Here is a 19,856-nt window from a genome sequence, read left to right as displayed (position 1 = left end):
AGGCGAAAATCGGATGATTCCCGAAGGCAACTCGAGAGAGAATATCGAACGGTTTTCCGGGTTTGCGGAGCTTTATGACCGTTACCGTCCCGAGGCGCCGCAGCTTGTCGTAGAGCTGCTCGGAAACTATCTGGGACGCAAGCCGGACCTGGTCATGGACCTGGGCTGCGGTACGGGCCTGTCCACCCTGATCTGGGGCGGCCGCGCGGAGCGCGTGATCGGCGTTGAACCGAACGCGGATATGAGGAGCGAGGCAAACCGGAAGCTCAAGGGAGCGGCCGGGCCGGCAGAACGGATTACGTTCGTTCCCGGTTATTCCAACCGGTTGGACACCCCCGATAATTCGGTCGATATCATTACCTGCTCACAGTCGTTCCACTGGATGGAACCCGTAAGCACGCTGAAGGAAGCCCATCGCGTCTTAAAGCGGGGCGGTGTCTTCGCCATTTACGATTGTGACTGGCCGCCCGTGCTGAACTGGGAGCTGGAGAAAGAATACCTTGAGCTAACGGAAAAAGCGGATGATCTGGTCAAGCGGACGATGGATAAGGCGGATCAGGCGGTCAAACGGGACAAGAACGGACATCTGGGCGCACTGCGGGATAGCGGGGCCTTCCGTTTTACCCGGGAGATCGTATTTCACAACGCGGAACATTGCGATGCCGAGCGATTCATAGGCCTCGCCTTGAGCCAGGGCGGCATTCAGACCGTATTTAAGTTGGGGCTCACCGCCCTGGATTCCGAACTGGAGACTTTCCGCAAGCACGTGGAAGACTTTTTCCAAGGAGAATCCCGGGAGATTTGGTTCGGCTACCGACTTCGCCTCGGCGTTAAATAAGCGCTTAGCCATGGTCAGCCGCTGCTTAAGGTTCGCGAACGTATCCCGTAAATGATGACGCCATAAGCCGTTAGAATCGATAGTGGATTCTGACGGCTTTTTTTCGGGTGGAAAGGCGGAGTTAAGGAAAGGTATAATCGAAGGGACAGCTTTTTAGTCGAAAAAAAGGTAAGTGGGGGAGCTATGATCCAATCTGTCGTTCTTTTTATATTGGCCGGCCTTGCCGAAGTCGGGGGAGGATACATGATTTGGCTCTGGCTCCGCGAAGGAAAGTCTTACGGCTACGGTATAGTCGGAGCGATCGTGCTCATCTTGTATGGAATTCTCCCCACCCTGCAGAAATTCCCGTCTTTTGGCAAAGTTTACGCGGCTTACGGCGGCGTGTTTATTGTCCTCTCGCTCCTTTGGGGATGGGCTGTGGACAAAAAAGCGCCCGACCTGTGGGACTGGGCCGGAGCTGCCTTATGTTTAGTCGGCGTTTCGATCATGCTGTGGTGGCCGCGGCACTCATAAGGTCATGGATTTCGGATGTGCGGAAATTCCGGGCATGAGAATACGAGAGGAGAGAGGACCATGTCTGAACAACAAGTAACCTTACGCCCTTTTGAGAAAGAAGATATCAAGGAGCTTCAGCGGTGGACGAATGACCCGGTATCCATCGCCATGGCCGGAAGAATTCCGAAGACCCTTGAGCAGATAGAACAAGAGGTAGAGAAGAAGAGGCGGAAAGGCGACTTCCTGATGGCGATCGAAAATAAGGAGAACCGGCTGATCGGCTGGGTTTTTCTGCGGGATATTGAACCGGAGCACGGACGGGCCTGCATCGGCATCCTTCTTGCGCCGGAAGCGCGCGGACAAGGCTACGGAAAACCGGCGATGGAACAAATGATCGAATGGGGCTTCCAACAGCTCCGCCTGAATAAAATTTATCTGACCACGCGAGGGGTTAACGAGCGTGCGATCGCCCTGTACAAGAAGATCGGATTTGTAGTGGAAGGTCAATTGAGAAAGCATGCTTTCATCAACGGGGAATATTTCGATACTTACATGATGGGATTGCTGGAATCCGAATGGAGACAAAGAGTGAGCAATGAGCATAGACAGTAAAACTCGATTTTTTGAGCGAAAACAACGGGAGCTGGGCATTGCCCTCAACGATACTCAGAAGCAGGCGGTTCTTCAGACCGAAGGAGCCGTCCTGCTTCTTGCTTCTCCCGGGTCGGGGAAGACGACGACGATGATTATGCGAATCGGATACCTGATTGAGGAAAAAGGCGTACGGCCGGCGCGGATTAAGGCGGTCACCTTCAGCCGGGCTTCGGCTCATGACATGAAGGAACGGTATCGGCGTTTTTTTCCGGAGCTCGCGCCGGTGGACTTCTCGACGATTCATAGTCTGGCGTATGAGGTGGTAAGGGAGCACTTCCGCAGGGCGGGAGTGGCTTACCAGATGATCGAAGGCAGCGGAGACGCAGGTCCGGATGGGGGCGAAGATCCGGACCAGGCCCCCTTGCACAAGAAGGCGATTTTGCGGCAGATCTTCAAATCGGTCACCGGGGAAAACATGACGGATGATCAGATGGATGAACTGACGACTTATATCAGTTACATCAAGAACAAGCTGCTGCCGCCCGAGCGGTGGGGGACCGTAAAGGCCGGGGTGACGGAGGCCGAGCGGATCTTACGCGAGTATGAGGCGTTCAAACGTTCCCGGCCGGACAAGCTGCTCCTCGATTTCGACGATATGCTGACGCTGGGCAACGAGATTCTGGAGCGCGACGTCTTTCTGCTGGAAACCTACCAGCGGAGATACGATTACGTCCTGACCGACGAAAGCCAGGATACCTCGCTCGTACAGCATGCGATCATCGAAAAGCTGGTTCGGGGCCACGGCAATTTGTGCGTGGTCGCGGACGATGATCAATCGATCTACAGCTGGAGAGGGGCGGAGCCTGCTTATTTGCTAAATTTCCGCCAAGTTTATCCCCAGGCCCAAATCCTGTTCATGGAGCAGAACTACCGTTCCGTCCCGGCCATTGTTGACGCGGCCAACCAGTTTATTCGGCGAAACCCGAACCGTTACGACAAGAACATGTTCACCGAGCGGCCCGAGGAGGAGAAGGGGGGCGTCATTCTTCGCTCCTTTCCGGATTACAAGGCGCAGACGAAATATGTAATCGGGGAAATTCAAAAAACGGAGCGATTGTCGGAGGTGGCGGTGCTGTACCGCAATAACTCTTCCTCGGTCGCGTTGATCAACGCGTTGGACCGGGCGGGTATTCCTTTTTATATGAAAGATACCGACAACCGCTTTTTCTCCCACTGGGTGGTGGAGGATATATTGAATTTTATGCGGATGACCTTTACCGATAAGCGGCCGGATATTTTGGAGAAAATCCATCTGAAGTTCAACGGTTACATCAGCAAGCAGCAGATGGCCGCGGTCAAAGAAATCCGCAACAACGAATCCGTCTTCGACAATCTGCTTCAATACGTGAAGCTTCAGGACTATCAGCTGAAGCCGCTGCAAGCCAGCAGGGACACCTTCCGCGAGATGAAGGGCATGCCGCCGCTGCAGGCGATCCGCGTGATCCGGGAGCGGCTCGGTTACGAGAAGGCGCTTGATAAAATGTGCGAATGGATGGGGTTCCGCAAGGAGTTTTTGATCGGGATCCTCAACACGCTGGAGGAAATTGCGGAAACGCTGGAAACGATGGAGGATTTCGCGCGACGTCTGAAGGTGTTGGAATCGGCTTTGACGTCGTCCAAAAAGCGGCGGGGAGAACACGCCGTCACGTTATCCACATTCCACAGCGCCAAAGGCCTTGAGTTCGAGAAGGTGTTTATGATCGATCTGGTCGATGGCGTTATCCCTTCCTCGGAGGATATCAAAAAGCACGCTGTCGGGGAAGATGCGCCGATGGAAGAGGCGGTCCGGTTGTTCTATGTCGGTATGACCCGGGCGAAACGGGAACTGGAGCTGCTGACTTATCAAGAGCGGGACGGGGAGAAGACCGCCGAATCCCGGTTCGTCTCGCATGTCAGATCCATCGTACGGCCGGAGAACGACAAGGCGGGGGCCGCCGGCGCGGGGCATTCGGCAGATTCCCTGGCCGTCGCGGCCGGGGATGCCGTCCGGCACCGGGTTTTTGGCCGGGGTGAGGTGCGGGCGAGGCACGGGGATTTGGTCGATATCGCCTTTGCCGAGGGAACCAAAACGCTCTCCCTGCACACTTGCGTTGAGATGGGACTGCTGGAGCGCGAAGCCTGTGAATAAACCTTGAACAGGGCATAACCCGAATCCGTAACGGAGGGGTTATGCCCATTTTTCACACCTTATTCACAATATCCACAATCACGACTGTGGACAGTTGTCGAATAACTGCATAACTTAGAATAACATCTGGATAACTTTGTGGATAACTTGGATAACAGATGGGGATTACTTCATGTTGATGACTTTTCCGTTGGTCATTTGCAGCAGTTCTTGTGGAGTCAACTTGAATACAGCTTTAGGATGACCGGCAGCGGCCCAAATCTCCTCATATTGGAGCAAATCTTCGTCGATCCATGTGGATATCGGCCCCGGGTGTCCGAGAGGGGGAACCCCGCCAATCACAAATCCCGTATGTTTACGCACATAATCCGCATCGGCTTTGCCCAATTCATCCTGAAGCAGGGCGGCGATTTTGCCTTCGTTGATCCGGTTGACGCCGCTGGCGATCACAAGCAGGGGCCGATCGGCCCCTTTAAGCCGAAATAGGATCGATTTGGCGATCCGGGCCACCTCGCAGCCGATTGCATCGGCAGCTTCCTGGGCGGTGCGCGCATTTTCCGGCAATTCCTTTACGATATGGGGATATCCCATTTCCTTTAATCGGTTTTGAATAAGCTGGGCGCTTTCTTTTAATGACATTTGAGTGACTCTCTCCTTTAACTTAAGTCTCCGCGTAATACATAATCACCTGAATCGTTACGATTTCCTCGGTATGATTCAGGTAACGGTGCTCGAGTTGCCCGGAAAACCGGATGCCTTGTCCTTCGTGTAGGGTGTAGATGTCTTCTTTAATTTGCAGGTTGAAAACCCCAGATACTACGGTGATGTACTCCTGGACTCCATCCTGGTGCGGAAGGGAAACATAGTCACAGCCCGGGCTGAGCATGATTTTGTAGGTTTCGATCCGGGTTTGCGGGTCGTACGGAAACAACAGGTAAAGTTTGCACCTTCCGTTGTCCTCTATGGCGTCGGGTTCTTCCTTACGGGAAACGATGTGGACCCGGGATTCCTCCTCTTTAAGCAGTAAGGAGAACGTGATGTTCAGCCCTACCGCGATTTTCCAAAGGGTGGTTACGGTGGGCTGCGTTTCGCCCCGTTCAATTTGATGCAGCGTCCCTTTGCTGACTCCCGTTAGCTGGGCGACCTTGTCCAGGCTTAACTGCCGCTGTTTCCGAATGCGCTGCAAATTATGGCCTACTCTGATGTGAATGGCATCCAAGTATATTCATACCTCCTCTTGTTTATTATACTAAACATTTATTATATATTACAATACAATATTCGAATCGCAGCTCTGTCTATTTGTGATTTACGCCCTCTCGGCCTCGTACCCGCTTATCATACTGGCTGGGGGAAACGCCTGCGTATTTCTTAAATACTTTGCTGAAGTAGAAAGGGTCCTCCAACCCGCATAAATACCCGATTTCCCCAAAGCTGAGGTGGGTCGCTTCGATCAGTTCCTTGGCATGGTTGATCCGTACCTGGTTCACATACCGCATAATGCTCTGCCCCGTCATCCGCGTGAAAACCCGGTTGATATAATCGTAGTTTCCGCCGAATTCCCGCTCGATGTCGCGGCTCGTTATTTTGTCGGCGTAGTGCCCGTGAATATAACCGAGAAGAGCGTGCACCTTCATGACGGACCGCGATCTGCCCGTTTCTTCGCTTTGCAGGGCGTCGATGAAGTACTCGCGAGAGACTTCGATCAGCCATTCCGTCAGCTTCAGGGCGCTCAAACTCCGGTTGAAATAATGGCGGCGGTACAGTTGAAGCATTTCGTTCAACGCGTGAAAGGAGAGGGGGAGATTCTTTTTCGGCAGCCGATAGGTTTTGGGAAAATAACATAAGGGCGGGTCCTGGATGGCCGGTTCGGTCCCCTCCTTAACCATCAAGCTCCGGGACAGCGCCGGGAGGTCGTCCACCTGGACGGACTTCAAATCCGGATGCTCAAAGTGGATATAATAATAGTCGCAAACGTGCTTCTCCGTGCCCACGTGTTCGACGTTCGGCTCGAGGAACAGAAAATCCCCTTTTGTTAAGTTGTAGGAAACCCCGCCTTCCCGGAGATGAAGCTCGCCGCTTTTGACAACATAAAGAATATGTTCCGAAGTCGTTCTTCGAAAATGCACCCAGGGCTGGGTGTAGGATACGAACCCCATCAGTTTGATTTTAGGCAGAAGCTCCGTATTCATCGCCAGCATATTTCAGCCCTCCCCGGACAACCTAAAAAAGTCGTTTTTGTACAAAAAGAGTATGTTTTCGCCATTCCCGTTCATTGTAACACGTCCTATACTGTAGAGGTAATGCAAACGTTTTAACGGTTGTCGGTGTGCGGCTCGATCGTCGTACGTCCAGAGTCGTGAATAGGAATAGGGGGATTTAAGCAGTGTCCAAAATTAAAGTTACGGTATGGAACGAATACCGTCATGAAAGACATAATGATCAAGTCAAGGCGGTCTACCCGGAAGGGATTCATATGGCCATCGCCAATCACTTGAAGGGTTTCGGGGATTTGGAAGTTAGAACCGCGGTGCTGGATGAGCCGGAGCATGGGCTGACGGACGAGGTGTTGGAGCAGACGGACGTGCTGCTCTGGTGGGGCCATGTGGCGCATGACGAAGTCAGCGATGCGGTCGTCGAGAGGGTCCGGCAGAAGGTGCTGGACGGCATGGGACTGATTGTGCTTCACTCGGGGCATGCCTCCAAGATTTTCCGCAGCTTGATGGGAACGAACACCGGATCGCTGAAATGGCGGGATGACGGGGAAAAAGAGCGGATCTGGGTCATTGAGCCGAGCCATCCGATCGCGCGGGGATTGGGCGAGTATATTGAAATTCCAAAGGAAGAAATGTACGGCGAACGCTTTGAAATCCCGGCCCCGGATGAGCTGGTGTTCATCTCCTGGTTCGAGGGCGGCGAAGTTTTCCGCAGCGGCTGCTGCTATAAGAGAGGGCTGGGCAAGGTCTTCTATTTCCGCCCGGGTCATGAAACCTTCCCGGTGTACCATCACCCTGAGGTGCTACAGGTGATTGCGAACGGCGTCTACTGGGCGGCCAAGACGGAAAGCGCCAAAGTTTCTTACGGACGGGTGGCGCCGCTCGAAGCGGTGAAGACGCCAACGCTGTTGTAATTTTTTTAGCTGGATGGAGCGGGTTTTACGCGCTCCGTTCCGGCTTTTTTTATGTCAATGGGGGATGGAATTGACCTTACTAGGCTCATTGGGGCGAGAATAACGGGAAAACCTCCCGTTAATATGGACCAAACGGCCGACGAATACAAAATAGCTGGAATTTCTCCAGCTAATCTCGGGATCAAGGCGCGAAGCGCTTCATTTTGGTCAAATTAGCGGGAACAATTCCAGTTAAATTGAACCATGAGGACGAAATGAGCAAAATTAGCGGGAGAAATTCCCGTTAATCATCATGTTCAGCGTCCGATTGGATTGTCAACTTCAGTCGTCATGAGCCCTCCGGGTTTTTCCTTTACAACGTTTCGATGACACCCTATGATAAATGCAATCGTAAGGCAACGAAAGGAATGGGAATGAGCATGGCGCATCTAGTGTTGGATCCGGCCGCGTATACGGTCGCCGTCGGGGCGGAGACCGTCGAACTCTTGGCGAAGGAATTCGCGTTGCTGCAGTTTCTATACGAGCACCGGAATCAGGCGTTCTCCCGCGAACAACTGCTGGACCGGGTGTGGGCGCTGGAATACCCGGTAGAGCGGACGGTGGACGATCATATTTACCGGCTTCGAAAAAAGCTGGCCCGCTGGAGTCATATCCGCCTCAACACGATTCGCGGATACGGCTACAGCTTGACGATCGAGGAGCCGCGCAAAATCGAAAATCCATCGATACACGACGAAGAGATGCAGTCGGCGGTGCGGGGACTGTTTGAGAAATATCATTTGCTCGGGCAGGGGAAATCCATCGTGGCTTTGGCCGCTCAACACGAGGTGCTCGGGTTTGAGATCGATGCTTTTTTTCGCCGGTATATCCGGTTTATCGAAGGAGACATCAGGTGGTTCTTGGATACGGATGAGATTGCGGCGGGGGAGCGGTTGTATTGGCTGCTTCTGCTTTACTGGGGCATTGCGGCGGATTCGGAAAGAGCGCTGGAGTACTGTGAAGCCGCCCTTCGCCAAAAAGTAATGACTCCCGAGCAGCACAGGGAAATGGAGATTTTAAATATCCTCGAGGTATATGCGGATGCCGGACAGCCGGAAAAAGCGATCGCGCGTTTTCCCCATACCCGCCGCGTCATGGAGAGCGATAGTTTAACCGGATTCGTCATGCCCGTCGCCATCATGGAAATGTATGTTCACCTGACGGCGGCGAACTTGGCGGAAGCCGACCGGAGCGCGGCGCGTTTGGAGAGGTTATTGCAGAGCGAACCTTATATCCGCGAGATCGGCAGATTCCACATCATGAAGGGCCTGCGGCTTTTGGCCGACGGGGCGGAGCGGGACGCGGAAGAGCGGCTCGACGAAGGGCTCGAGGTACTGGGAATGGCTCTGCATATGCCGCTGTATTTTGCGGCCGTACATCAGATCCGGCTGTTTCTGCACAGGCACCGACCCGACAGCCGGCTCCGGCATAAATACGCCGCACTGTATGATTCGTTGGACAAAGAGTACCGGTTGTCCGAAGTCCGGCCGGAAATGGAGCGCCGCATCGAATCGCTGCTGAACGGCGGCGATCGTTCCGTCTGATCTTCCTCTGACAAAGTCCTGATAAACTGCTGAACAAACAGGACTTAATGGTTGGAGGGAATAAATATCATGTCATTCACGCTCCGCTCCGGGCTGTGGTCGATCCGCGGCTACAGGAGCATGTTCTCCGCATATGCGCTCGCCTCGTTCGGCGACTGGTTCGACGCCTTGGCGGTTCAGGTGCTGGTCGCCTACCGCTGGGGGGCCGATCCGTTGATGATCGCCTTGATTCCGGTCTCCATGGCCCTTCCGTCCGTGCTGTTCAGCTCCTTCGCGGGGACGCTGGCGGATCGGGTGCGGCAGGCCAGACTTATGATGGTTTGCGATTTAATAACCGTCATCCTCTCCGTCGCCGTTTTGTTCGCCCCGAATATGTATTGGCTCCTGCCTTTTTTGGCGCTGCGCGCTCTGGCCGGCGTCTTTCACGTCCCCGCCCAGCAGGCGCTCACCCGCCGGGTGGTTCCGGCCGATTTGCTGCTGCAGGCCACTTCGTATAACGGACTCGTCAACCAGGGATCGAAGGTGGCCGGGCCGCTGCTCGGCGCCGTTACGCTGGTGGCGTTGTCCCCGCAGGCCTGCATCGTCATCAACATGGCGGCCAGACTGCTTTCGGCGCTGCTGCTGTTCGGTCTGCGCCATTTGCCTAAAGCGACGTCGCCGCAGGACACGGAATCTCCCGGAGCGCCGGCGCCTTCCTCCGGTGCCGGCGTATTCTGGACCGAGTGGAAGGAAGGCTGGGCTTACCTTTGGCATCACAAAAAGATCTTAAATACCATCATCTTCGGATTTATCGGCATGACGGTGATCCTGATGATCGACTATCAGTTTCCAACGCTATTGAGAACCATCTCCCCCGCGGACGAAGCCTTGACCGGCCAGGTCGTGGCGGCGATCGGCGCGGGAGCGGTGGTAATGCTCGTGCTGCTGAACCGCTTGAACCGGATCAGCTACGGCTGGGGGCTCGGCGGCGGAGGCGCGCTGATCGGGACGGGAATCGCGCTGCTCGGCTTAAGTCCACCCGGAAGCCGTTCTTTTCTTCTTTGGGGACTGGGCTTTCTGCTCGGCATCGGCAACGGGATGTACATTCTCACTCAGAATTATATCCTGCAAAAAGAAACCGCTCCGAACCTCGTCGGCCGGGTATTCGGCATTCAAAACATGCTGATCAGCCTCGTCATGCTGGCGGCTCCTTTGGCAGGGGGGCTATTGATTAAGGCGGCTTCGGCGGGTCAGGCCTTTTTGTGGATCGGTTCGGCCATGACCTTGATCGGCCTCAGCGGGCTTCTGTTTCGCCAAAGGCTTTGGGGACGGGGCAGCCGGAAGGCCGAGAGCACAGTTCTGCCTGCGGACGCGAGTTAAGCGAAACGAACCAAAAACTGTTAATTTTTTGTCTGTCAAGGCAGGAATTCACTAAGAAGGGATGGAATAATGGGTTAAGGGTAATTTTGTAAAATTGAGGGAGTAGGAAAAGTGCAGATTATTTATATCCTAATGTTCCTGTCGCTCTGGTCTTTGGGACTGTTCGTCTTATTTCATAGGACCCGATCCAATATTTGGATCGGGTTAACGATCTTGCTGGGCGGTTCGGCGAGCTATACGTTCAGCATGCATCTGTCCATCATGCCGTGGCTGGGAGACGCGGCCTGGATGCCGGAATTTTTCAGCCGGGCGCTTTATTTGTCGACTGTGGTGAGCATGAATATTTATTATTTTGTGCTGCCTTACGTATTCTGTATGGGCGGGTTGTGGTTGAACGAGCGGATGTCGTCCCGCTGGAAATGGATGTGGTCGGTACTGCTTCTTCCGGTTGCGATGCTGCTGATCGTCAATCGCGCGCGGGAGGGTGCTTTGCATATTTTCGAGATGGCTGAATTTCGCTGGTGGGACGGGGGCTATATCGCGGTCGGGTGTTTCTTTTATATCCTGGCCTATTTCGGAGAGAAGAACGAGTTAAGCCGGCGCGGCCAGCGGAGAACCTTGCTCTTTCCGCTTGTCATGATATGGGCTTATACGTCCGATTACGTGGGTTTTAATCATCTGGAGCTTGGCTGGTGGTCTTTCGACCTTCGGAGCAACGGGATGTGGCAGGCCAACTTTATCGTGATCCTCGGGACGGTCGCCGCCGTTTTGTTTTTCACGATCCGGTACGGCTTTCTCGGCATCAAGCTGCGGATCGAGCGGGAGCGGATCGATTATTCGATACGCACGCTGACGATGGGCGTGTCCATTCTGAATCACTCCATCAAGAACGAAATTCAGAAGATCGATTACCTGGCCGAGAAGAGCCGTTCTCTGATGAAAGCCGGAAATACGGAGAGAGCGATCCAAACGATGAGTCAGGTGCACGGGTTGACGGACCACCTCCTGCACATGGTGAACCGGATCAAGGAGAAGGCCGAGGATGTGCAGCTGGATGAGAGCGAGAATGATCTGCGCGAGCTATTGGAGGATGTCATTTCCTCCTCGCGAGGGATTACCGAAGCCAAGGGGATCGCTTTATCCGCTTTTTACGGGGTGGAAGGCAGGCTTATCTGCGATGAGGTTCACGTAAGGGAGACGCTTTCGAATTTAATTCGGAACGCGATCGACGCATTGCCGCCCGAAGGAGGGATGATTGAGCTGGTCACGTCGGCGACCCGGAAGGAATTCCTTATTGAAGTGAAGGATAACGGGGCCGGGATTCCCCAGGAGTACCTGACCAAAATATTCGAACCCTTTTTCACGACGAAGAAGAATGCGCTGAACTATGGGCTTGGCCTGTCTTACTGTACCAGTGTGATGAGCAAGCATGGAGGCAGCCTGTCGGTGGCGGAGAGCGTCCCCGGCAAAGGAACGACAATCGTGCTGCATTTCCCGAGGTCCCGATTCAAGCCGGCGTCTCCGGCCAAGAGCCGGTTCAAATGGTCCAAGGAGGGACGGTTGACCCCTCCGGCTAATCCATTTTAAAATTCGTCAGCTTGTTCTTGATGCTGCGCAGTTGGGTTTTGATCGTATTCGTCGACTTGTGAAGCCGTTCGGAGATTTCCCGCTTGCTCAGCCCGCTCTTCCGGAGCTCGAAGACCTCCCGTTCGGTCGGGGAGAGCTCCATGAGCTGCACTTCGCTCCGCATGGCCCGGGCGGCGTCGGGATGAATGGACGCCCGTCCGCTATGGGCTTCGCGGATCGCATGCAGGATATCCTGATAGCTCGATTTATTGATATAATTCATCGCCCCAAGGCGAAAGGATTTCATAATCACTTCCGACTCCGTAATTGAGGTCAGCATGATGACTTTTACGGAGTTGTTTTTTTCCTGGCGCAGAATTTCCTCGGCAGCGTCCAGCCCGTCCAGGTTATTCCCCGTCAGATTGATGTCCATCAGAATCACGTCCAGATCGACACGCGCGGCGATCTCCACGGCTTCCTCTTTCGTGGAGGCTACGCCGGCAACCGCTACGTCGGCCTCATCCGCCAAATCCGCACTGATATGCTCCCTCCAGAAGGGATCGTCCTCCACAAGCATGACACGAATTCGCTCCATCACCATAGCTCCTCTACACCTGGAAAAGGTTACATTTAGCCCTAGTATATCAAGGTTTAAAGCCCAAAGGTAGGATGAATTGGCTTCACCCCGGGTGAAGAAAGTTCATCCTGTTCGCTGTTTTGGGCCTCCTCTATAATCCGAAATGTGGCCGGAACGAACCGGTTGGAAATATGAAAACGGAAGCGGGGGATTTAATACTTTTAGCGGCCTGTGTTTCGGTATGGACGGTTTGTCGGTCGACCGAAGGGAGTGATGGAGCATGTCGATGGCCGAAGAGGTCAGCGGTTTGGCGGAACTGATTCAAGCGAAGTTTCCGGAGGTGACGGTTCACCGTTTCCAGGGTCCTGCCCTTCCTGCGGCAGGGGAATTCGTGATTGAACTCAAACAGGAGACACGGCGGAGCGATTCGCGCAGCCATACGTTGGCGGAAAGACAATACGCCATCGTTTATTACGCGGAGCAGGCGGAGGAAGCCATCCTTAGCCTGGAAGCGTTGAGCCGCTACCTGATGAACGAGCGCACGGAAGCGGGCGCTCTGAAAACAGGTGAAGCGAGGGCCCTCCGGGCGGAATCGTTTACGATTACCTCTCCGGAGAAGCTCGAAGGCGGACTGCTGAAAGGCACGGGTACCGTGGTGATCAACACGCGGGAAGCGGTGGCGATCCGGCAGTACGAGAAGATCCAAAAAGTGGAGTATCGCACGACCATAAATTTGAAAGGTGGCATGAACGAATGAGTGGATCATGGGAACCAACCAGCCTGCCGGTACGTCCGGGGCTGTACATCAGATTTGAAGAGGCCGCGGCGGCGCAGATCAAGGGCGGTGCGCGCGGAACGGTAGCGTTGCCGTTGCTTAAGTATAAGAACGCGGCGGATGCCAAGAAGTTTTTTACGGTGGAAAAAGTAAAGGAAGCCGCCGATTGGTTCGGAGAAGAGAATATCGATCCGATTCGGCTGATTCTGCTCGGCGGAGCGAAGGAAGTGCTCGTCTATACGGTTCCGGCTCCACCGGCACCCGCGGAGGGGAAAGAGGCCGCCGTAGATTACACGGCGATCCGGGATGCCTTCAGCACGCGTCAATTTAATGTGTTCGTATATCCTTCGGAAATCCCGTCCGCGGAGCAGAAGGCCCTCAAAGAGTGGTGCGCCGGCAACCGGGAGGATGAAGGAAAGCATTTCATCACCGTGATCGGCGGAACCGCGGAAGAGGATCAGAAGCCGGACGCCGGGAATACCCGCAGCGGCCTGGTCAAAGACGATTACGTCGTCAACCTGGTGACGGGGGTGGAAATCGACGGAAAGACCTACAGCTCGGCCCGCTACGCACCTTACGTCGCCGGTTTGATCGCGGGGACCGGCATCAATAAATCGATCACATATTCGCCGGTTTACGCCAACGATGTCACGAAGCGTCTGAGAAAGACGGAAATCAATGCGGCTTTGGAAAAAGGTTCCCTCGTTCTCGTCCATGACGGCGAAAAGGTGAAGGTGGAACAAGGGCTCGTTACCAGCGGCAAGAAAATCCGCGCCATGCGTGCGCGTCAAGCTATCTCCACGGATATTACCAAGGCCGCGGCCGATTCCTACATCGGCAAGCTGGACAATAACGCCGACGGGCAGGCGGCGTTGATCTCCGCGATCAAAGCCTACCTGGAGCGGCTGCAGTTGAACAATGTGCTGACCGATATCGTCGTGACGCTGGATCCGGACCTGAAGTCCGAAGGAGACGCGGTTTACCTGCTGATCGCCTTCACGGAAGTCGACAGCATGGAGCGGATCTTCCTGACGATCCGGGTGTAAGATCATAAACGATTTTAACATTACTAGGAGGGGTTTTTAGTGCTGGATTCAACCCGCGTTATCAATGGGACTTACGGATATGTGTATTACGACGGCAAATGGCTGACCAACGTCAAGTCGGCCGAAGCGAATGTGGAAATTACCAAAGAGGAAATCAAACGGTCCGGCACGCGCTGGACGGCGCATAAAGTGACCGGCTTAAGCGGTTCGGGCACGATGACGGGATATAAAGTGACTTCGGAGTTCGTCGAACTGATCGGCCAGATCGCGGACGACAAGAAGGGTGTCTTTACAACGGAACTGATCCTGAAGCTGGAGGATCCGGAATCCTACGGAGCCTACCGCGTACGTTTGAAAGGCGTGACCTTTGACAAGATTCCGCTGATGCATTTCGAAGTCGGAGCGATCGTGGAAGAAGAGCTTCCGTTTAACTTTACCGGCTATGAACTGATGGATAAACTCGTGGCCGAATAATCTTCCCGGAAATGGCATGAACCCGGTAAATCACAGGCGTTTTCGTCCGGGTTCCATGTCTTTTCTGTTTCATGAAGAAAACCAACCCCAACCCAAAACCTTTAAGGAGCGATGGATCACATGGCAGTAACCGATAACAGACAAATTAGCGTACTTCAGGCGCTGTTGAGCGCCGACAGCAAACCGACCAAGGATATTCCGATGAAGCGCCTTGGCGTCGATTTTCAAATTCAGGCGTTGGACGGCAAAACGATCAACAAAATTCAGGAGCAATGCACCCACTATGCGGGCAAAGGAAGCAAGCGGGAAAAAGTGATGGACGAAGAGCAGTTCGGCGCCCTGGTTATTCAAAAAGCCTGCCTCATTCCGGATTGGTCCGCCAAAGAGCTGATCGAGAAATACGGCACGCCGACGGAAGCGATTCTCGGCTTGCTGCTGGCCGGCGAAATCGCCAAGCTGTCCGCGGAGATTCTTGAAATCAGCGGTTTCGACAGCGATGAAGAAGAAATAAAAAACTAATCAAAGCGGGCGGCGAGGCCTTTCTGGTGCATCTTATTTTTCAGCGGCATCATATTCCTCCGGATGAGGTATACAACAAGGACGAGAACGTAAAGCGGTTTATGTACGCCTCGATGATGCTGCAGTTGGAAGAGGAGGAGAAGGCGCGGAAAGAGCAGGAGCGGGCCGCCCGCAGGATGAAGTCGTAGAGTCGCTTTTAGTCAGGAGGTGAGGAAGCTGAGCAATTATTACAATAGGAACAATACGAACGACTATGTAACCAGCAAAAGTTTAAACAATCTGAAGAGATACAACAAAGCGATGGGCGAGCTCCAGACCCGCATGAAAGCCGTCCATGACCTGAACAGCATGGCCAGAGCGAGCGAACAAATGTGGAATACAAGCGGCATGGGCCGCATGATGACGGGATTATCCAAGCTGGAGGCGGCTGCGGATTCTGCGCTTAGCGTGGTCGGCGGCGGGTTCAAGAAGGCTTGGAGTTCGGCTAAACAGAGCGCAGGCAGCGCGCTTACGGTGATTGGCGGCAAATTGACAAAGTGGAAAGGCTCGCTGTCCGGCTACATTACCAAGTTGAGAGCGCCTTTAGGCAAATGGGCCACCGATCCGATTCCATTCCGGAAGAAAACGGATCCGACGGCCGCGGGGGCACAAAATGCATCCCAGAACGGCGGCGGTGGCGATGACGGTGGCATTGACATTGGCGGTGCCATGAATCTGCTCAATTCGGCTAAAGACAAAATTATGGAGGCGGCCAAAACCTACAGCGATGCTTATGGCGTACTTAGAGCCGCTTCAGGGGCCTCCAGGCAGGAACTGGTCAAACTCGCCCAGTCTTTTCGAACCGTCGGGGGGCAGGTGCCGCAAAGCCTGAGCGAAGTCGGCAAAGCGATGGGGATTTTGAGCCGGGAGACTTCGATGACCGGAAAAGATCTGGAGGATTTGACCAAGATGCTCCTGAACGCTTCGAGATTAACCGGCGGCGATAGCGCCCAAGCTGCGGAATCAGCAACAACAGCCATGTCTGCATGGGGCTACGCGGCCAAGCAAGGCGAGGTGATGTTGGAGCAATTTTTCGCCGCGAGCCGGGCGGGAAAAGTAGATATGGTCGAGTTGATGAAGCGGATGGGGCAGTTTGGCGAGCCGATGAAAGACATGGGCATCGGTTTCAATCAGTCGATGGCTCTTATGGCGAAATGGCAAAAATCCGGGCTGAATCCGATCGCAGACGCGCTTAAGGATCCCAAGAGGCTTCCGGCCGGTGGATTCGCGGAAATTGCAGCCAAAATTCGGGAGGCCAAGACGGCTACGGAAGCCATGGAGTATGCTACGGGGATCTTCGGGCAAAAAGTCGGCGGGGACCTTGTAACGGCATTGAAGGGCGGAAAGGTCGAGTTTAACGGCATTCTCGCCTCCATGAATCAGTGCAAGGAGGGAATGTTGAGTCAGGGGCAGACGCTTGAAACATTTAGCGACCGATTTGGAGCTTTGAAGAACCGGATCACGATTGCGCTCGCTCCTCTTGGTGATCTTCTGCTCCCGTTTATGGCAGCGATGGTTGGGGCGCTTGAGTTTTTTATGGAGTATGCGGATATTATGGGGGCTGTTCTTTTGGGGGTAAGCGCGGTATTGATTACCGTCTTTGCTCCCGCCCTCTACGCTACGGTCTCTGCTTTGGCCGCTAACGCCCTTGCTGCTATCGCCCTTGCCGCGCCCTTTGCACCGCTCATTCTTGCATGTCTGGCCGTAGGGGCCGCTTTTGGAGCCGTCGCTTATTTGGTGAAATACCACATGGATGATATGAAAAAGATGGTGGATGATGCAATAAACTTCATTACAAACGGATTTGAAAAATTTAAAGGCCTCTTCTCCAGTACGAATGGGGCTTCCGTGAATCTGAACGCGAAAACCACAAGCCAGGTGACATCCGCAGGAGGCCCTCCTCCCAGCAACTACCACGGACTCGACTATGTCCCATATGACGGGATGATATCCCGGCTGCATAAAGGCGAGCGGGTCATGACGGCGAGCGAGAACCGGGCCTATTCGAGCGGCGGAGGCGGGGGCGGGCCGATTTCGATTACGGGAAACACGTTTCACGTTCGCCAGGAATCGGATATCGACGCGATTGCCCGAGCGTTGGCCCGTGAGATTAAAGCGGCGGGAGGATTGATGGCATAATGGCGTCTCTGCAATTTTGGCTGAAGACCGTGGACGAAAAAGAACGGCTGCGTCTGCCCGTCAATCCCGAGCAAATCTCGGTAAAAAGCTCATACGGCTATGAAGACGTTCAGGTTACCCAGCTTGGCGAGTATACGGTCATCGGAGAAGCGGTATTGCGGGAGTTTTCCTTCGGGGCGTTTTTTCCGCGGGATTACCATCCCGGCTATTGCGAATACGAGGACTTGTTGAAACCGTGGGATACGGTAGAGAAGATTGAAACGTGGATGAACAGCAGGAAGCCGCTCCGTTTCAATGTTACGGGAACCAAGATCGAAGAATTGATGGTTACGATTCGTTCTTTTCAGTACAGCGAGCGCGCTGGAAATCCGGGCGACGTGTTTTATGAACTGGAACTGAAGGAATACAAAAAGGTGGAATTTCGGCAGGTAGAGACGTCCGGATCGGGCAAAGCGATGGTGATTACGGGCGAATATCGCCCGGATACCAAAGTACCACCCGCATTTTATTTCGTCGTGCCCAGAGATACGTTGTGGAAAATCGCGCAGCGCACACTGGGGAATGGCGACCGGTGGAGAGAAATTTATGCGGCCAACGAAAAGGTGATCGGTAAAAATCCGGATAGGCTTGTTCCCGGCCAAAAGCTGGTGATCCCATCATGAGCTGGAGCGTCACGTATAGGGATGACAAGCAAAATGTATACTTGGATCCAATCGTGAAGTCCATTAACTGGTCCGGCGACATCAAACAGGCGGCCCGCAAGCTCGTAGTGGAAGTTTCCAATACGGGGGACCTTCGGGATCTTTACATGATGTTCGAAAAAGGCGCGGAGCTGCGTTTGATTCTGGATGAGAAGCGGGAACTGTTTCGGGGCGTTTTGTTTGCGGATCAAATCAACTCCAAGGGTCAAATGACTTTAACAGCCTACGACGAGAATATCTATTTGACCAAAAACAAGGATACGAAAATATTTCGCAATCAGTCGGCCTCGGCGATCGTCAAGCGGCTGTGCCATGAATTTTCCATCCCGATGGGGGAGATCCAGGATACGGGTTATGTGATTCCCAAGCTGGTTTTTCGTGAAAAAACCCTGTTCGAGATGATGGTCACGGCGCTGACTGAAACTCAGAAGCAGAACGGGCAGTATTTTTGGATTACCTCCAGGGAAGGCAAACTGCAGTTACTGGCACGAAAAGAGCAGAAAGGAAAGTGGGTCCTGGAGAACGGGGTAAATCTGCTCGATGCCACCTATTCGCAATCGATTGAAGAAACCCGGACCCAGATCAAAGTGATCGGCGGGGACGTGGAGAAGAAGGCGATTATGGCGAGCGCCAAGGACGGAGAGCTGATTAGGCGATTCGGTATTATGCAGCATGTGGAGAAGCCGGAGAAAGATATGACCCAGTCCCAGATGGAGCAGCGGGCTAAGCAATTGCTTGAGGATTTGGCTACCATTGAGGACCAGGCCCGCATCGAATGTCTCGGCATTCCGGATGTCGTGTCCGGTTCGTGCGTATATGTCAAAGAAGCGGTGACGGGGATTCTCGGGGGATACTACATTTCCGCCGATGAACACCGGTTCGAGAACGGCAGCCATACGATGTCGTTGACTTTGTCGGCGACGGACGACATCCCGGAGATGGAATACAGCGAACAGAAGGGGGCCAAGTGATGGAACGCATTGAAGGCTCGGGAGCAAGTCAGCTGGTTCAACTGATCCGGGCCATCGGGTACAATTCCGAGATTACTTTTGAACTGGCCACGGTAACTTCCGCGCCGCCTCAACTGAAAATCAAGGTGGATCATATGAACGTAGAGTTGGAGAAGGATGACCTCATCGTGGCTCAGTCGCTGACGAAGCATATGAGGAAGGTGAATTTGAATGTGAAGAAAAAAGCTAGTATCTCCTCAACCTCCATAGATTCACTATATACGTTAACATTACCCCAAGGTTCAGGGGAGTGGTCACTTTTATCCTTTGGCTTGAACTCGGCTGATTTTAAGGTGGAAGAAGCCGAGCTGGAATTCACCGACGAGCTCAAAAAGGACGACCGCGTTATCGTCGTCGGTATGAACGAGGGGCAAACCTATATCATTTTGGATCGGGTGGTGATGTATTAATGGCATTGTCTCCACTGCGAAGCAGGGAAGAACGATTTGTGGAAGTGAAGCCGGCCCCGCTTCCTTCACGGACCTATATGCTGGATTTAGAGTCGGGTCAAATCAAGGAGAGACTCATAGACGGCCAAGAGGCGATTCGGCAGTCCATTCAGAAGGCGGTTCTAACCGCTCGTTATCGTTATTTAATCTACAACAGCCAATACGGCTGTGAAATTGAAACTTTACTGGGACAGGACATATCTCCGCAATTGCTGCACAGCGAAATCACCCGGGTGATTACCGAAGCGATTAAGGAGGATGATCGGATTCAGGCTGTTGAACAGTTTCGGATCGAGCGGGCAAGCGATAAGCTGTTCGTTACCTTTACGGTAATAACAGCCGAAGGAGCTATTGAGCAGGAGGTGAGCATTTAA

The 19,856-nt window shown here is 53.7% G+C and carries 22 protein-coding genes; 18 read left to right on the top strand and 4 right to left on the bottom strand.

From position 1 onward, the window contains the following. The first annotated feature begins 13 nt into the window (after positions 1-13). The 4 genes from FRY98_RS27770 (at position 14) to FRY98_RS27755 (ending at position 4,115) form a co-directional block, all read left to right on the top strand. Entirely contained in the window at positions 14-838 is an 825-nt protein-coding gene (locus tag FRY98_RS27770) for a class I SAM-dependent methyltransferase (RefSeq protein ID WP_148457941.1), read from the top strand. Positions 839-1,021: 183 nt separating this feature from the next. Continuing rightward, the gene (locus FRY98_RS27765; protein ID WP_148457940.1) at positions 1,022-1,351 is read left to right on the top strand and encodes a YnfA family protein; all 330 of its coding nucleotides are present in this window, start codon (positions 1,022-1,024) and stop codon (positions 1,349-1,351) included. Positions 1,352-1,411: 60 nt separating this feature from the next. Then, complete coding sequence (locus FRY98_RS27760; protein WP_148457939.1) at positions 1,412-1,945, top strand: GNAT family N-acetyltransferase; 534 nt, start codon at positions 1,412-1,414, stop codon at positions 1,943-1,945. Further along, entirely contained in the window at positions 1,935-4,115 is a 2,181-nt protein-coding gene (locus FRY98_RS27755; RefSeq protein ID WP_420819715.1) for an ATP-dependent helicase, read from the top strand. Before FRY98_RS27760 ends, FRY98_RS27755 begins: the two co-directional genes overlap by 11 nt. A 165-nt stretch (positions 4,116-4,280) precedes the next feature. Here FRY98_RS27755 and FRY98_RS27750 read toward each other — a convergent pair whose 3' ends face one another. From FRY98_RS27750 to FRY98_RS27740, 3 genes are all read right to left on the bottom strand, one after another. Then, complete coding sequence (locus FRY98_RS27750; protein ID WP_148457937.1) at positions 4,281-4,754, bottom strand: YbaK/EbsC family protein; 474 nt, start codon at positions 4,752-4,754, stop codon at positions 4,281-4,283. Positions 4,755-4,776: 22 nt separating this feature from the next. Next, a complete protein-coding gene (locus FRY98_RS27745; RefSeq protein WP_148457936.1) occupies positions 4,777-5,334 on the bottom strand; it encodes a helix-turn-helix domain-containing protein in 558 nt (185 codons plus the stop codon). A 79-nt stretch (positions 5,335-5,413) separates the two neighbouring features. Beyond that, entirely contained in the window at positions 5,414-6,316 is a 903-nt protein-coding gene (locus FRY98_RS27740; RefSeq protein WP_148457935.1) for a helix-turn-helix domain-containing protein, read from the bottom strand. Positions 6,317-6,501: 185 nt separating this feature from the next. On the opposite strand from FRY98_RS27740, the gene FRY98_RS27735 reads away from it, so the two are divergent. The 4 genes from FRY98_RS27735 to FRY98_RS27720 all read left to right on the top strand — a co-directional run bounded on the left by FRY98_RS27735 (position 6,502) and on the right by FRY98_RS27720 (position 11,774). Then, entirely contained in the window at positions 6,502-7,245 is a 744-nt protein-coding gene (locus FRY98_RS27735) for a ThuA domain-containing protein (protein WP_148457934.1), read from the top strand. 419 nt (positions 7,246-7,664) lie between these two features. Then, a complete protein-coding gene (locus FRY98_RS29250) occupies positions 7,665-8,828 on the top strand; it encodes a winged helix-turn-helix domain-containing protein (RefSeq protein ID WP_148457933.1) in 1,164 nt (387 codons plus the stop codon). A gap of 69 nt (positions 8,829-8,897) precedes the next feature. Continuing rightward, complete coding sequence (locus FRY98_RS27725; protein ID WP_148457932.1) at positions 8,898-10,187, top strand: MFS transporter; 1,290 nt, start codon at positions 8,898-8,900, stop codon at positions 10,185-10,187. A 111-nt stretch (positions 10,188-10,298) separates the two neighbouring features. Then, positions 10,299-11,774 carry a sensor histidine kinase gene (locus tag FRY98_RS27720; protein WP_148457931.1) on the top strand — a complete coding sequence of 492 codons (1,476 nt, stop codon included), beginning with the start codon at positions 10,299-10,301 and terminating at the stop codon, positions 11,772-11,774. On the opposite strand, the gene FRY98_RS27715 is transcribed toward FRY98_RS27720, so the two are convergent. Then, complete coding sequence (locus FRY98_RS27715) at positions 11,761-12,348, bottom strand: response regulator transcription factor (protein ID WP_170287207.1); 588 nt, start codon at positions 12,346-12,348, stop codon at positions 11,761-11,763. The two genes, FRY98_RS27720 and FRY98_RS27715, sit on opposite strands and share 14 nt — an antisense overlap. Before the next feature lie 262 nt (positions 12,349-12,610). On the opposite strand from FRY98_RS27715, the gene FRY98_RS27710 reads away from it, so the two are divergent. The 10 genes from FRY98_RS27710 to FRY98_RS27665 all read left to right on the top strand — a co-directional run bounded on the left by FRY98_RS27710 (position 12,611) and on the right by FRY98_RS27665 (position 19,856). Continuing rightward, positions 12,611-13,087 (top strand): hypothetical protein, encoded by a 477-nt coding sequence (locus FRY98_RS27710; protein ID WP_148457929.1) that lies wholly within the window; start codon positions 12,611-12,613, stop codon positions 13,085-13,087. Then, the gene (locus FRY98_RS27705) at positions 13,084-14,151 is read left to right on the top strand and encodes a phage tail sheath subtilisin-like domain-containing protein (protein ID WP_148457928.1); all 1,068 of its coding nucleotides are present in this window, start codon (positions 13,084-13,086) and stop codon (positions 14,149-14,151) included. Before FRY98_RS27710 ends, FRY98_RS27705 begins: the two co-directional genes overlap by 4 nt. Positions 14,152-14,190: 39 nt before the next feature. Beyond that, positions 14,191-14,625, top strand: coding sequence for a phage tail tube protein (locus FRY98_RS27700; RefSeq protein ID WP_148457927.1), 435 nt, complete (start codon positions 14,191-14,193; stop codon positions 14,623-14,625). Positions 14,626-14,745: 120 nt separating this feature from the next. Then, on the top strand, positions 14,746-15,144 hold the full coding sequence (locus FRY98_RS27695) for a phage tail assembly chaperone (protein WP_170287206.1): 399 nt from the start codon (positions 14,746-14,748) through the stop codon (positions 15,142-15,144). A 26-nt stretch (positions 15,145-15,170) separates the two neighbouring features. Further along, positions 15,171-15,332 (top strand): hypothetical protein, encoded by a 162-nt coding sequence (locus FRY98_RS27690; protein ID WP_211373378.1) that lies wholly within the window; start codon positions 15,171-15,173, stop codon positions 15,330-15,332. Between the two features lie 19 nt (positions 15,333-15,351). Continuing rightward, complete coding sequence (locus tag FRY98_RS27685; RefSeq protein WP_148457924.1) at positions 15,352-17,322, top strand: phage tail tape measure protein; 1,971 nt, start codon at positions 15,352-15,354, stop codon at positions 17,320-17,322. Then, the gene (locus FRY98_RS27680; RefSeq protein WP_148457923.1) at positions 17,322-17,984 is read left to right on the top strand and encodes a LysM peptidoglycan-binding domain-containing protein; all 663 of its coding nucleotides are present in this window, start codon (positions 17,322-17,324) and stop codon (positions 17,982-17,984) included. Before FRY98_RS27685 ends, FRY98_RS27680 begins: the two co-directional genes overlap by 1 nt. After that, a complete protein-coding gene (locus FRY98_RS27675; RefSeq protein ID WP_148457922.1) occupies positions 17,981-18,994 on the top strand; it encodes an XkdQ/YqbQ family protein in 1,014 nt (337 codons plus the stop codon). Before FRY98_RS27680 ends, FRY98_RS27675 begins: the two co-directional genes overlap by 4 nt. Beyond that, entirely contained in the window at positions 18,994-19,443 is a 450-nt protein-coding gene (locus tag FRY98_RS27670) for a DUF2577 family protein (RefSeq protein ID WP_148457921.1), read from the top strand. The genes FRY98_RS27675 and FRY98_RS27670 overlap by 1 nt, the downstream gene beginning before the upstream one ends. Next, entirely contained in the window at positions 19,443-19,856 is a 414-nt protein-coding gene (locus FRY98_RS27665) for a DUF2634 domain-containing protein (protein WP_148457920.1), read from the top strand. Before FRY98_RS27670 ends, FRY98_RS27665 begins: the two co-directional genes overlap by 1 nt.

The sequence above is a fragment of the Paenibacillus faecis genome (genome assembly GCF_008084145.1).
Lineage (GTDB): Bacteria > Bacillota > Bacilli > Paenibacillales > Paenibacillaceae > Fontibacillus > Fontibacillus faecis.
This window is presented reverse-complemented; position numbering and strand designations above follow the sequence as displayed.